The organism is Robertmurraya phoenicis, from assembly GCF_047302285.1.
Classification (GTDB): Bacteria; Bacillota; Bacilli; order Bacillales; family Cytobacillaceae; genus Robertmurraya.
The window spans coordinates 693917-706265 of record NZ_CP154845.1 but is presented as its reverse complement, the minus strand read 5'-3'; the positions used below and the strand labels follow the sequence as shown (position 1 = coordinate 706265).

Here is a 12349-nt window from a genome sequence, read left to right as displayed (position 1 = left end):
CTCATGTGTCTTCACGTCAACCAATGATTGTTCAAATCATTAAAAGAGTTAAAAAATAGATGTCCCTTCAAAAGAGGACATCTTCTATCAACTTTATTCAATTTTACTGCATTTCAGCAGGTTCGAGCACAAGTCGTTTTGGCGGATATCGGTCTAAAATAAAATATATCGGTCTAAATTTGATTTTATCGGTCTAAAACAAAATTTATCGGTCTAATTTCAATTATATCGGTCAAAACGACCTATATATCGGTCTAAGCACCAAAAACGTTCTCACCCATAAATTACTCGGTCTTTTTTCCGTAAATCGGGTCGTCTGCCCATCTTTCGGCCAGTTCTTCTTTTGTGTAAATAACCTTCATCGGATTTCCACCGACAAAGGCCCCTGCTGGAACATCCTTATGAACGAGCGTTCCTGCTGATACAAGGGCACCATCACCAATCGTGACCCCTGGTAGGATCGTTGAATTGGCACCAATCATTACTTCACTCCCAATATGTACGGCACCAAGACGATACTCTTTAATCAAATATTCATGAGCTAAGATCGTCGTGTTATAGCCGATAACCGTATTTTTCCCGACACTGATTTTCTCAGGAAACATGACATCGAGCATGACCATTAACGCAAAAGAGGTTTGCTCACCAACCTTCATTCGCAAAAAAGTGCGATAAAGCCAATTTTTCATCCCGAGAAACGGCGTATAGCGAGCTAATTGGATGACGATAAAATTTTTCACAACCTTCCAGAACGGAACCGTTTTGTACACATGCCATAAGGAGTTGGCTCCTTCGACAGGATAACGGATTGTTTTACGCATTCCCTTTTACTCCTACAATTTCAAGTAAATCGTGCATATTTTCAAGCATATAATCAGGGTCATACTGTTCTAAGAAGTCTTTCCCTTTCAATGACCATGCTACCCCTGCTGTTTTCGTTCCAGCATTTTTTCCACCGACAATATCATGAAAATTATCACCGACCATGATCGCTTCTTCTGGCGTCGAATCAAGTTGTTCTAACGCCTTAAGAACCGGTTCCGGATCAGGCTTCGCTTTCGATACATGATCAATCGCAACAATCACTTCAAAGTATGGATCAAGTTTCGTTAACGCTAGACCTTTTTCCACAACAGCTAAACGTTTCGTTGTCACAATGCCTAATTTAAAGCCTTCTTCTTTAAGTTTAGCCACTGTTTCCTTGACCCCTTCAAATTCAGTTACAAGGGAATCATGATTTGCTAAATTAAAAGTTCGGTACACATTCGTCATCTCTTCTACTTTTTCCTCATTCATCGCTGCGAATGTTTCCGTTAAAGTTGGACCCATGAATGGCAAGACATCTTCCCTTTTATAGGCTCCCGGATAATATTGCTCTAATGTGTGTAAAAAGGATTGGATAATTAATTCATTTGTATCGATTAATGTTCCATCTAAATCAAATAATAATGTCGTAATGTTAGAACTCATAGGTCGTTTCCTTTCTTCTTGCAATTTCAACACGATTCCAATAAAACGCCACAATTGACGTAATCAGGAACGCCATTACTAAACGAATCAGTAGGAGTGGCCATACCGGAATCCCTAGTGGAGCAAAAATCAACGTGTCTTCCACTACTGCGTGACAAGCGCCTAAAAAGATGATCGCAAGCGTGACGTCTTTTTTGCTTACTCCATCCTCTTTCACAGCCTGAATCATCACCCCAGCACCATACGCAAGTCCAAATAAAAGCCCTGCCGCTAGAGTAGTAGATGTATTGGGTTGCACACCTAACACACGCGTAACAGGGGCCATCCATTTTGAAAACTTCTCAAGCCACTTTAAATCTTTTAAAAATTGAATTACGACCATTAGCGGGATTACCATGATCGCAAGCTGAAAAATACCGATCCCTGCCTTTTGTAGTGCATCCACACTAATGCCCCATATTCCTGAAACGGTATCTTGATCGCTCTGTTGAATAAGGCCATATTTCGCCAATTGGTCTCCACCATTCCAGACAAGATTGATCACAATCCCTGATATGAACGCTAGACCAACGCGAACAACAAGAGAAATCCATAACTTTACTCCAACCCTTTTCACCACGCTTGATTCTACCAACAAGTTATGGGAAAAGGACATCATCATCGCAATAATAAAAACCTCTTTTACCGTTAGATCTAAAGTAAGGATCGCCCCAATCGCGGCATATATATTGAGAAAATTACCGATCACAAGAGGAATCGCTGCATCGCCGGATAAGCCAAATATACTCATCAGCGGTGCGATTAAATCGATCAGCCACGGTAACACTGGTGTATGCTGAAGAAAAGTGACAATAAGTGTGACTGGAAAAATAATCTTCCCTAAGGACCAAACCGTCTGCAATCCTACCTTTAAACCTTTAGTTAGTGACTGAACCACATACATAAGCCTTCTCCCTTTTTTAGGATGCTGATTGATCCAAATATCTTTTGCTTGAATATCCCTTTGTTCTTCTATAAATAAGAAGTGCAACGGCACCAATAATGAGGGCAATCGAAATCATTTGCGCCATACGCAAGCTCTCAGTCAGCATTAAGCTATCCGTACGCATTCCTTCGACAAAGAAGCGGCCAATTGAATACCATATAACATAGCTCAGGAACATCTCACCGCGGCGAAGATTGACACGTCTTAACAAAATCAATAGTATAAACCCTAAGAAATTCCACACCGATTCATATAAAAAAGTAGGATGATAGTAAGTACCATTTATGTACATTTGATTAATAATAAACTCCGGCAAATGTAAATTTTCCAAAAACGCGCGAGTTACTTCTCCACCATGTGCTTCTTGATTCATAAAGTTTCCCCAGCGCCCAATCGCTTGACCAAGAATAATACTTGGTGCGGCAATATCAGCAATTTTCCAAAATGAAATATTTTTCTTTTTCGCAAAAATATAGGCCGTCACAACCGAACCAATTAAGGCACCGTGAATGGCAATTCCACCATTCCAAATTTTAATAATGTCAGCAGGATTTTGAGCATAATATTCCCACTCAAAAATGACATAGTAAAGGCGAGCTGAAATGATCGCAATCGGAATAGCCCATAGCATTAAATCCGGGAATATATCCTTTTGTAAGCCTCTTTTTTCCCCTTCTCTCATAGCAAGCATAAGAGCTAAAGCTAAGCCCAGCCCGATAATGACGCCATACCAATGGACTGTAATTGGGCCGAACGAAAAGGCAATCGGGTCAAGTGGTTGTATATTTTCTTCCATCTAACTCTCTCCTTTGAATTATCTCATTTTTTTATCTATCTTCTACGTCTCCATCTTCAATGACATCTGATAAACGACTAGCAAATTGTTCAGCTGCATTCACACCCATTTTTTTGAGGCGAAAGTTCATCGCAGCCACTTCAATGATAACAGCTAAGTTACGTCCTGGTCGAACCGGAACCGTTAGCTTCGTAACAGATGTATCAATAATTCTCATCGTTTCCTCATCAAGACCTAAACGATCGTACTGCTTTGTTTGATCCCATAACTCCAAATTGATGACAAGGGAAATTTTTTTAAAGCTTCGAACGGCCCCTGCACCAAAAAGGGTCATCACATTGATAATGCCCAGCCCTCGAATCTCCAGTAGATGTTCGATTAGCTCTGGTGAATTTCCGACCAGTGTGTCATCATCTTCCTGACGAATTTCCACACAATCATCGGCGACAAGACGATGTCCTCTTTTTACAAGCTCTAGCGCTGTTTCACTTTTACCAACACCACTTTTACCAGTAATCAGAACGCCAACTCCGTATATATCAATGAGTACCCCGTGAACAGCCGTTGTCGGAGCAAGTTTTGTTTCAAGAAAATTAGTGAGACGGCTAGAGAATCGAGTCGTCTTAAATTTCGAACGGAGGACAGGCACTGCCTCCCGTTCAGACGCTTCGATTAGCTCATCAGGAACAGGTAAATCTCTTGTCACGACAATTGCTGGTGTAATATCTGTACATAAACGTTCCAGTCGCTCAGAGCGTATCTCTGGATCAAGCTTTTGAATAAAAGTTAATTCTGTTTTGCCAAGCAACTGCACTCGCTCAGCTGGGTAATAATCGAAAAATCCTGCTAACTCAAGTCCAGGTCTTGAAATATCCGTCATCGTGATAGGGCGGTTTACCCCTTCTTCACCACTGATTAATTCAAGCTTAAATTTGTCTAAAATATCTTTTGCCCGTACCTTCTGCAAATAGAACTCCTCCTTGATGATTTAAATATGATCTATAAAACGTTCGGAATTTTTCGGTTTATGTATTCCTTATAGGAAAGTTTCACTCTATTTTAGCACTTTTTTGCGAATAACCAAATTCGTTGGCATAAAATTATCGGGACCATATCCTTTTTTTTTCACTTAAACATATTATAAAAATGAATAAATTTCCAATAGGTTCGGAATTTACAATGAAAAGGAGCGTGAAAATGAGATGAAAATCATGTTGGATGCAGGACACGGGTACAATACTCCTGGAAAAAGAAGCCCGGACGGCATGCGAGAATACGAATTTAACAGAGTTGTAGCAAAAGAGACGAAAGCGATTTTAGAAACGTACAAAGATGTCACCGTGTATTTTTCCCATTCGGATACGAAGGATGTTTCGCTCCAGGAAAGAACGGACAAAGCGAACCGATTAGCGGTGGACTGCTTTGTTTCCATCCACGCGAATGCATATGGGACGGGCTGGAACGATGTCAGCGGGATTGAAACGTACGTCTACACATCAAAACCAAAAGTCGCAACAGAACTTGCCTCGAAGGTACAAAAAAACCTAGTTGTTGCTACTGGACTACGAGACCGCGGCGTCAAAACAGCCAATTTTCATGTACTACGGGCTACTAAGATGACAGCCATCTTGGTGGAATGTGGCTTCATGACAAACCAAGCGGATCTCAAGCTCCTTCTTTCAAGTGTGTACCGAAAAACATGTGCAGAGGCGATCGTTAAAGGGCTACGGGAGCAATTTGGACTTACTTTGATGGCTAGCTCCGCTCCAGTCCCCGTTCAAACGGCTGCCCAGTATAAAGTAGTAGCTGGTCCATTTCAGGAAAAAAAAACAGCTGACAAATTGCTGAAAAAATTAAAAGATGAAGGCTTTCCAGTAAGCATCGTTTCGGAAAGGTAATCGTTAAGAGGCTGGAGTGCTATCTAAAATGGCCCTTAAATAAAGGAAGAGGAGAAAATAGGATTGTTTTTCTTCTCTTCTTTTTTATTACTTCGCATTCATGGATTTTAAAGCCTTGTGCTAACAGGAGATTTTCCTGTTAAATGAAATATAGAGCTAGTTGTGGCGGAGATAAGGGAAGTTTTTCCGCCTATCGTGTTTAAAAACACATGTTTTTACGATTTTTGAACCGATAAGGGGAAATTTTCCGCCTATATAAGCTACTTTTCATCAGATTTGCTCATTAAGGGAAAATTCTCCTTCTATTTTCCCCGTCTCGTTTCCCACTCCCCATTCTTGTTCAAGAATGATTCTAGTTTCGCATCGTTTGTATGTTAAAATGAGAATGAAATTTTCCGATGAGGAGACGAGTGTCATGATTTTAGTCAGTTCTTGCTTGGCTGGATTGAACGTTAGGTACAACGGAACACATTGTTTAGATGAGCGTATTAGTGAATTAGTTGCTAAAAAGGAGGCAATGACCGTCTGTCCTGAAGTGCTTGGCGGTTTGTCTACCCCACGGGAACCTGCAGAAATTATCGGAGGCGGCGGAGACGATGTATTAGATGGAAACGCAAAAATAGTTTCCTGCTCTGGTATCGACGTCACCGAGCAATTTATTAAAGGTGCGTATTTGGCTTTGGAAAAAGCTCAGCAGTTAGGAGCAACTACGATTGTTCTAAAACAAAATAGCCCTTCATGTGGAAGTTCCCACATTTATGATGGTACATTTAGTGGAAAGAAAGTAGTTGGAACTGGTGTAACTGCTGCCCTGCTGAAGAGGAATGGCTTAGAGGTCATCTCTGAGTCAGAGTTTGTTGAGCGAGGGCTTTAGATTGAAAGATTGTTTAATAACTTCGATAGAGGTAGCAAGTGGTCACGCAGATGGCGCATGAGACCACTTGCAATCCGCAGACATCATCAAAAACAGCGCATCCCCAATAATAAAGGTGCGCTGTTTTTCCTATAATTTAACTACCTTCTTTTTTCCTTCTTATCATAAATAACATTTTGAATGACAAGGTTGACGATCGACATGATTGCTGAAATGAGAATGGCCATTCCTAATCCGTTGATTTGAAATGCCTCACCAATGAGTGCATCTGTTAAAAGGAGAGTTACCCCATTAATCACAAACAAAAACAATCCGAGGGTAAAGACTGTAATTGGCAAGGTAAGTATAATTAAAATCGGCTTCACTAAAATATTGAGGATCGCTAGCACAAAACTAGCTCCAACTGCCGCTCCAAATCCTTCAATATAAAGAGAATTCTCAAAATATCCTGCCATTGCGATAAATAGGACCGCATTAATTAAAATTCCAATAATCCATCTCATATTCAACATCCTTTAAATACGATTTACTACTTCACCCGTTTAATTGTTACAGAACCAGTTTTCGTATCTGCATCCACTCTTGTGACATGATCACTTGGAGAACTTGGTTCGAAACGAAGCTGTTTTTGGACAACTTCACTTTTATCCTCAATAATTTGAATCCCTGTATAATCGACATTGAAATTACCAAGATTAGTTTTCAATTCACCAGCGACAGCTGCTGCTTCTGGTAGATACAGTTTAATCCCACCTGTTGTCACTTTTACTTCGATTCGCTCACAGCTAGCATCATTAACCGTACAATTAATATTTCCATTAAAGGACTGAAGCTCTAATCTTTTGTAGCTTCCATCCACTTTAATTGCCCCATTAATCGTTTCTGCCTCTAGATCCTCTATTTTACCATTACGAACTTCAATTTGCCCATTTGCTGTTTCCGCATCAACATACTTACTTGTTAAGTTAGACATATTGATTTTTCCGTTCGCAGTTTTCACATTATACTTTTCTACTTGTAAGTTTTCACTTTCAATCGAGCCATTAAACATTCTCACTTTTATATTTTCATACTGCGCCTGTGGAATGTAAAGTGTGGCATGGATTTTCATCCACTTTTGTTGCGATGCAAATCGGAGCTTTTGCCCTTCAATCGCAAAGATCACATCTTTTAGAAAAGTGTTTCGTGCCTCATCCTGGGTATCAACTCGATACACTTTTGCCTCACACTCGACCCGAACATCCTGCTGCTCCCAAGGCACAATCTTCACGGAACCGTTCGCTAAGTCCACGTCCACCTCTCTTAAATATACATCCCCTTGTTGGAAAATATGAGAGATATCAACAGAGCTTCCGAAATTCAAGTCCAAATCAAAATCCTTAATCTTTTGAATCGCTGTATCAACAAATTCAAAAATTTTATCCTTTGTCGAATGATGTTTTTGACTTGAAAAAGAATCTTCCTTCTTCGCCTCTTCAAATTTCACAGACGTTGACAGTTCACCAAATAGTTCCTCTTTGCTCTTCTGTTTGCTTTCTGCTGCATCAAGCCCTTCTAATAATACCAACGCTTCATTAACGGTTAACTTTCCCTCTTGCACCATGTTCAAAATTCGTTTTCGTTCTTCTTGCATCGTAAATCCTCCTCATTTCTTCATCTCAATTTATTTTATTTATTTAAATCATTAATATCCTTATTAAAATTTCATATTAGAATGACAAATTTCCCTCTCCTATTTGTACGTTAGGACCAAGTTGAAGGTTTCATTTTTCCATTACATAATATAAAAATCCCTGCAAGCCAATACCTGCAGGGAACTCCAAAAAATTATAGATACTCCAAAAGAACATTGCTATTCCGCTTATTAAACACATACTGACTGATCGGGCGACCGATTGTTCCGTAGGATACTCGCGTTTCTAAGACTCCGATTTCTTCGAGAAAGTTTAAATATTTGCGGATCGACACTCTCGAAATGCCTGTGCTTTTCGCAATATCGGCCGTTGAAAACTCATTTTCGCCAATCTTTTTCAGTTCGTCCCACACTAAATTCATGGTGTTTTTCGTTAAACCCTTTGGAAGCTGAAGCTGGTGTGATGTTGTCATTCTCTCTTTTTGTAACAACCGATCATCTAGTTCTTGTTGATTAATTTGATGAGGATGATACTCTAAAAACTCCAGCTTTTGCTGATAAGAAATAAGGGCTTCTTTTAATCTAGCAAAAGTAAAAGGCTTAATTAAGTAATCAATCGTGCCAAATCTCAATGCATTTTGAATCGTTTCAATATCAGAAGCTGCTGTAATCAAAATGACGTCGATACTTAACTCTAAATCTCGAATATAAGGTAATAGGGTCAGGCCGTTGTCTCCTGGCATGTACACATCTAACAAGATGAGCTCGATCTCCGTTGTCTTGAGAATTTCTTTTGCATCCTTTACCGAATGGGCGATCGCCATTGCTGTAAACCCATCTAAACTTTCCACATAGCGTTTATTTAGTTCTGCCACCATTGGATCATCTTCAACGATCAATACTTGAATCATAGTTTTCACCTTCACTTTGACAAGATATTTTTATGGTAAATATCGTACCCTCTTTGCTCGAACTGGATAGCTGTATTGTCCCCTTTAACCTTTCTACGGTCTGCTTCAATAAGAAAAGTCCATAACCTCGATTTTCTCCCTTTGTTGAAAATCCTTTTTCAAAAAGCATGGGTTGATGTTCTTCTGGTATCCCTTTTCCGAAATCTCTCATTTCTATGACTAATTCCTTACTATGGAATTCTAATTTGAGAGCTACTTTCCTATTTTCGCTCTTCTGTGCGGCATCGATCGCATTATCAATTAAATTTCCAATGATCGTGATTAAGTCATGGGAAAACTTCGGGTCACTCCATTGAGGAAAGTCGTGATTAATGGTCAGCTTAAACTCAATTCCTACTTCTCTTGCATGACTTAATTTCCCGAGTAGAAAACCTACTAGTGCAGGATCCTTTAGTTTTTTTGTAATACTGCTAATATCATTTTGAGTATCTTCTACCGTTTTTTCAATGAATTTTTCTAACTCTCGGTATTCCTTTAAGTGAATCAAACCAAGGATACAATGAAGCTGATTCATGTATTCGTGCGATTGAGCCCTTAAAGCATCAGCATATAATTGCACCCCTGTCAGTTTTTCAGCAAGATGCTTTATTTCACTTTTATCTCTCAACGTATTGACAGCACCGACAATCTCACCATGTACGAAAATTGGTACTGTATTACTCATTACCTCTGTTCCATTAACAACCTGTTCTTGATCTAAATAAGGCTTACCCGTTTTGAGAGCTAAATTTAACTTCAAATGTATTGATAAAGAGTCTATATTTTTGCCGATTAGCTCTTGATTCATACTCGATTTCCCAAGTAATTTCATGGCAGACTTATTCACAAGTGTTATAAATCCATCCTTATCTACCGCAATAATTCCTTCGTGAACAGATTCAATGAGTGCTTGTCTTTCATTCAAAATCATGGCAATTTCAGGTGGCTCTAAGCCAAGTAAAACTCTTTTTATTAAGAAGGATAAGAAGATGGCACAGATTGCTCCGAAAATGATTCCAACTCCAATTCCCATAAATATATTTTCACGTAATATACTTAACACTAATTCAATCCGGTTTAGAGAAATCCCAACTGAAACAGCCCCAATTTGCTTGTTACTTTCATTAAAAATTGGCGTAAAAGCCCTTAGTGATTTTCCAAGTGTCCCTTCAGATACGGAAGAATATTCTTTCCCTTTGAGGACATCTTTTTCATCTCCACCGACGAATTTTTCTCCGATTTTACTCGGATCAGGATGAGATTTTCTTATGCCATTCATATCCATCACTACGACGAATTCAACATTTGTGGATGTCTGCATTTTCTTCGTTAATTCTTGAATGGATGCTTCATTTTCTTTATCATTCAATGCATCTATAATGCTAGGAGTTAGCGCTACAATTCTAGAAACGTTAAAAGCCTTCTCTTCCTGACTGGTCACAATTCGCTCTGATACAGTTCGGTTAATGAAATAACCAGTGATCAAAATAGAGAAACTAACGACAATACTCACAAGAAGAATTACCATGTATTTCAGCTTTATTTTTTTCCATTTCATGGGGGCACCTTCTTTATTTTTGCTATAGTGAATTTCTAGCCATAGAATAACATAATGTTTAGAACAAAAATGAAGTTATATAAGTGCAAATACTGAACATTATAGTTATTTCCCCCATAAAAGAACAAAAGCGCAAGCGCCTTGAACATCGCCGTACATAACTGGAAGGGCCTGTTCTTTCGATATAGGAAACCTGAATTGCGATAGCAATTCTTGGTTGACTTATCGTAGGGAGGGGACCTGAAGTTTGTTAGGCTATGGCTGCTTGCGCTAGACGTAGATACACTTCGTAACAAAGTTATACACAACCGCGAAGTCTATAATTTCCTAAAGCACAAGAAAAGGCTTCAGACAAGAAAATCTGAAGCCATTATTCAAAAGTTCTTTTCCTTTGAAATCCTTCACATTCTGCCTATTTTGCTCTCTATTCTGCTTGTTCAAAGCTTTTTTAACTTGCAATATTCGTTGTTTTATTGACTAATTTCTCTCCACTAAACACTAGCATTTCTTGATGACCACACTTACTACATGTTAAAACTGGTACTCTTAGTTCATATTCATCATCCGATCCATGAAAAAGATCTGTCCTACTACTTTTGAGTAATTCTGCTTTACAACAAGATGATTTCAAGGTTATCGCCTCCTATCTTTAGAGAAATTATCAGGTACTTAAGTTATAAGCTATGATTATTTGTTTATATAATTTAATTATAAGTGAAACATTTCACAAAGTTGAACTTAAAAAAAGACAATTATAGTAATCTTTCAACTTTCTTACAATAACTGTATTTATTTCAAAACTTTACTCTTCAATTCTTCATGATAATAATCACTGATAAACTCAATGACCTTTTTACAATCACTTGATAAAACTTTTCCTTTTTTCCAAGCTAAGCCTATATTTATGTTTATTCGCTCTTTAAGTGGCACAGCAATAATTTCTTGATGTTCTTTCACAAAAACATTCATTAATAATGATAAACCCAAGCCTTTTGCAACCATAGCCTTAACGGTTTCTACTTTATCTGAAGTAAAAATGACATTTGGTTCCACTTCAGAAGAAAAGCATCGGTTCAAGAAAATGTTGTGGTGAACAAATTCCTCAGTTAAAATGATAAATTTCTCATTGATCAGATCGCTGCATTGAAGACTCTTTTTTCTTCGAAGAAGATGATTTCTTGGCATACATATAACCAGTTGATCCTGAACCAATGGCATCATTTCTAATTTTTCAGAGTATTCAGGGAGGATAATGAATCCCATCTCCAGAGCATCATTCTCAATCAGATTTCTAATGGCTACTGACCCTTTTTCTATTACATCAAATTCTATAACCGGATTATTCTTTTTGAATTCCTTATATATATTTGGGAACATTTGCGCCCCAATCATCGGAGGAAGTCCAATTTTTACAGCCCGATTATCTGAATCGGTTATTTCATTCTTTATATCATCAATGTTTGAAAGTATGTCAATAATTCGAGTTAAGAATATATCACCTTTAGGAGTAAGTGCTACACTTTTAGTCGTTCTCTCTAATAACTTCACCCCCAATTCAAGCTCTAATTTATGAACAGAATTCGAAATGGACGGCTGCGATACATGCAATGATTCAGCAGCATGTGTAAAACTTTTTAGTCTACCAACTTCAACAAAGTACTCTAATTGTCTTAACTCCATTGCCAAGCCTCCTATCCGTTAACTAAATATAATTATATTTTTCTTTGCTCTAGCAGATTAGATAAGAAACTTTTGATACTGTTATGTAATTAATGTAAGTGGGAACCTGTAACAAAATGTTCAATTGCGGCTTGACATTTAGGGGAGGTTTTTGTAAAAAATACAAAAAAAAAGCCAGGCCGCATGACCTGACTTTACTCGACGATCCCTTTTTCTCTTAAAAGGATATAAGCTTCGTCTTCTTTCTCTTCTTTAATTTGGTATTCGAGGTTACCTTCGACGAATTTGGCACATCTTCCACCGAATGGCTTTAACATTACTTTAATTTCCTTAATGTCTGTCTCTTCCTTCACTGGATAATTTACTTTCATCCTGATCACCTCCCAGTCTAAATATAGTAAACTAGACAAATTTATACAGTGATAAAGATTACATTTTTTACTATTTTAAGTGCTAGCTCTTTGCTAGTATTATGCTATTAATGTGCTATCTCGTTGCTAGCATA

At 38.2% G+C, this 12349-nt stretch carries 14 protein-coding genes; 2 read left to right on the top strand and 12 right to left on the bottom strand.

Annotated features, from left to right (window positions below; all coding sequences use genetic code 11):
* Positions 1–284 precede the first annotated feature (284 nt).
* Genes AA0X71_RS03260 through hprK form a run of 5 tightly spaced genes read right to left on the bottom strand, consistent with a single transcriptional unit; the run spans position 285 to position 4218 of the window.
* Positions 285–821 (bottom strand): acyltransferase, encoded by a 537-nt coding sequence (locus AA0X71_RS03260; protein ID WP_413359158.1) that lies wholly within the window; start codon positions 819–821, stop codon positions 285–287.
* Complete coding sequence (gene ppaX, locus AA0X71_RS03255; RefSeq protein ID WP_413359156.1) at positions 814–1470, bottom strand: pyrophosphatase PpaX; 657 nt, start codon at positions 1468–1470, stop codon at positions 814–816. Before ppaX ends, AA0X71_RS03260 begins: the two co-directional genes overlap by 8 nt.
* Complete coding sequence (locus AA0X71_RS03250; RefSeq protein WP_413359154.1) at positions 1460–2413, bottom strand: nucleoside recognition domain-containing protein; 954 nt, start codon at positions 2411–2413, stop codon at positions 1460–1462. Before AA0X71_RS03250 ends, ppaX begins: the two co-directional genes overlap by 11 nt.
* A 16-nt stretch (positions 2414–2429) precedes the next feature.
* On the bottom strand, positions 2430–3251 hold the full coding sequence (gene lgt, locus AA0X71_RS03245; RefSeq protein ID WP_413359152.1) for a prolipoprotein diacylglyceryl transferase: 822 nt from the start codon (positions 3249–3251) through the stop codon (positions 2430–2432).
* A 31-nt stretch (positions 3252–3282) separates the two neighbouring features.
* Positions 3283–4218, bottom strand: a complete 936-nt coding sequence (gene hprK, locus AA0X71_RS03240) for an HPr(Ser) kinase/phosphatase (protein ID WP_413359150.1) — start codon at positions 4216–4218, stop codon at positions 3283–3285.
* Between the two features lie 235 nt (positions 4219–4453).
* On the opposite strand from hprK, the gene AA0X71_RS03235 reads away from it, so the two are divergent.
* Complete coding sequence (locus AA0X71_RS03235) at positions 4454–5149, top strand: N-acetylmuramoyl-L-alanine amidase (protein ID WP_413359148.1); 696 nt, start codon at positions 4454–4456, stop codon at positions 5147–5149.
* A gap of 415 nt (positions 5150–5564) precedes the next feature.
* On the top strand, positions 5565–6023 hold the full coding sequence (locus AA0X71_RS03230; protein ID WP_413359146.1) for a DUF523 domain-containing protein: 459 nt from the start codon (positions 5565–5567) through the stop codon (positions 6021–6023).
* A 140-nt stretch (positions 6024–6163) separates the two neighbouring features.
* Here AA0X71_RS03230 and AA0X71_RS03225 read toward each other — a convergent pair whose 3' ends face one another.
* The 7 genes from AA0X71_RS03225 to AA0X71_RS03195 all read right to left on the bottom strand — a co-directional run bounded on the left by AA0X71_RS03225 (position 6164) and on the right by AA0X71_RS03195 (position 12215).
* Positions 6164–6526 (bottom strand): phage holin family protein, encoded by a 363-nt coding sequence (locus AA0X71_RS03225; protein WP_413359144.1) that lies wholly within the window; start codon positions 6524–6526, stop codon positions 6164–6166.
* Positions 6527–6552: 26 nt separating this feature from the next.
* Positions 6553–7656, bottom strand: coding sequence for a DUF4097 family beta strand repeat-containing protein (locus tag AA0X71_RS03220; RefSeq protein ID WP_413359141.1), 1104 nt, complete (start codon positions 7654–7656; stop codon positions 6553–6555).
* Between the two features lie 194 nt (positions 7657–7850).
* Entirely contained in the window at positions 7851–8567 is a 717-nt protein-coding gene (locus AA0X71_RS03215) for a response regulator (protein WP_413359137.1), read from the bottom strand.
* The gene (dcuS, locus tag AA0X71_RS03210; RefSeq protein WP_413359134.1) at positions 8545–10164 is read right to left on the bottom strand and encodes a DcuS/MalK family sensor histidine kinase; all 1620 of its coding nucleotides are present in this window, start codon (positions 10162–10164) and stop codon (positions 8545–8547) included. The genes AA0X71_RS03215 and dcuS overlap by 23 nt, the downstream gene beginning before the upstream one ends.
* Positions 10165–10612: 448 nt before the next feature.
* Positions 10613–10795, bottom strand: a complete 183-nt coding sequence (locus AA0X71_RS03205; RefSeq protein ID WP_413359131.1) for a hypothetical protein — start codon at positions 10793–10795, stop codon at positions 10613–10615.
* Between the two features lie 158 nt (positions 10796–10953).
* The gene (locus tag AA0X71_RS03200; protein ID WP_413359129.1) at positions 10954–11844 is read right to left on the bottom strand and encodes a LysR family transcriptional regulator; all 891 of its coding nucleotides are present in this window, start codon (positions 11842–11844) and stop codon (positions 10954–10956) included.
* A 194-nt stretch (positions 11845–12038) separates the two neighbouring features.
* Positions 12039–12215, bottom strand: coding sequence for a hypothetical protein (locus tag AA0X71_RS03195; RefSeq protein WP_413359127.1), 177 nt, complete (start codon positions 12213–12215; stop codon positions 12039–12041).
* Positions 12216–12349 lie beyond the last annotated feature (134 nt).

What these genes read in the sequence shown, in the direction of transcription:
- AA0X71_RS03260 (WP_413359158.1), bottom strand. Translation starts at nt 821, where the DNA reads ATGCGTAAAACAATCCGTTATCCTGTCGAAGGAGCCAACTCCTTATGG.
- ppaX (WP_413359156.1), bottom strand. Translation starts at nt 1,470, where the DNA reads ATGAGTTCTAACATTACGACATTATTATTTGATTTAGATGGAACATTA.
- AA0X71_RS03250 (WP_413359154.1), bottom strand. Translation starts at nt 2,413, where the DNA reads ATGTATGTGGTTCAGTCACTAACTAAAGGTTTAAAGGTAGGATTGCAG.
- lgt (WP_413359152.1), bottom strand. Translation starts at nt 3,251, where the DNA reads ATGGAAGAAAATATACAACCACTTGACCCGATTGCCTTTTCGTTCGGC.
- AA0X71_RS03235 (WP_413359148.1), top strand. Translation starts at nt 4,454, where the DNA reads ATGAAAATCATGTTGGATGCAGGACACGGGTACAATACTCCTGGAAAA.
- AA0X71_RS03230 (WP_413359146.1), top strand. Translation starts at nt 5,565, where the DNA reads ATGATTTTAGTCAGTTCTTGCTTGGCTGGATTGAACGTTAGGTACAAC.
- AA0X71_RS03225 (WP_413359144.1), bottom strand. Translation starts at nt 6,526, where the DNA reads ATGAGATGGATTATTGGAATTTTAATTAATGCGGTCCTATTTATCGCA.
- AA0X71_RS03220 (WP_413359141.1), bottom strand. Translation starts at nt 7,656, where the DNA reads ATGCAAGAAGAACGAAAACGAATTTTGAACATGGTGCAAGAGGGAAAG.
- AA0X71_RS03215 (WP_413359137.1), bottom strand. Translation starts at nt 8,567, where the DNA reads ATGATTCAAGTATTGATCGTTGAAGATGATCCAATGGTGGCAGAACTA.
- dcuS (WP_413359134.1), bottom strand. Translation starts at nt 10,164, where the DNA reads ATGAAATGGAAAAAAATAAAGCTGAAATACATGGTAATTCTTCTTGTG.
- AA0X71_RS03200 (WP_413359129.1), bottom strand. Translation starts at nt 11,844, where the DNA reads ATGGAGTTAAGACAATTAGAGTACTTTGTTGAAGTTGGTAGACTAAAA.
- AA0X71_RS03195 (WP_413359127.1), bottom strand. Translation starts at nt 12,215, where the DNA reads ATGAAAGTAAATTATCCAGTGAAGGAAGAGACAGACATTAAGGAAATT.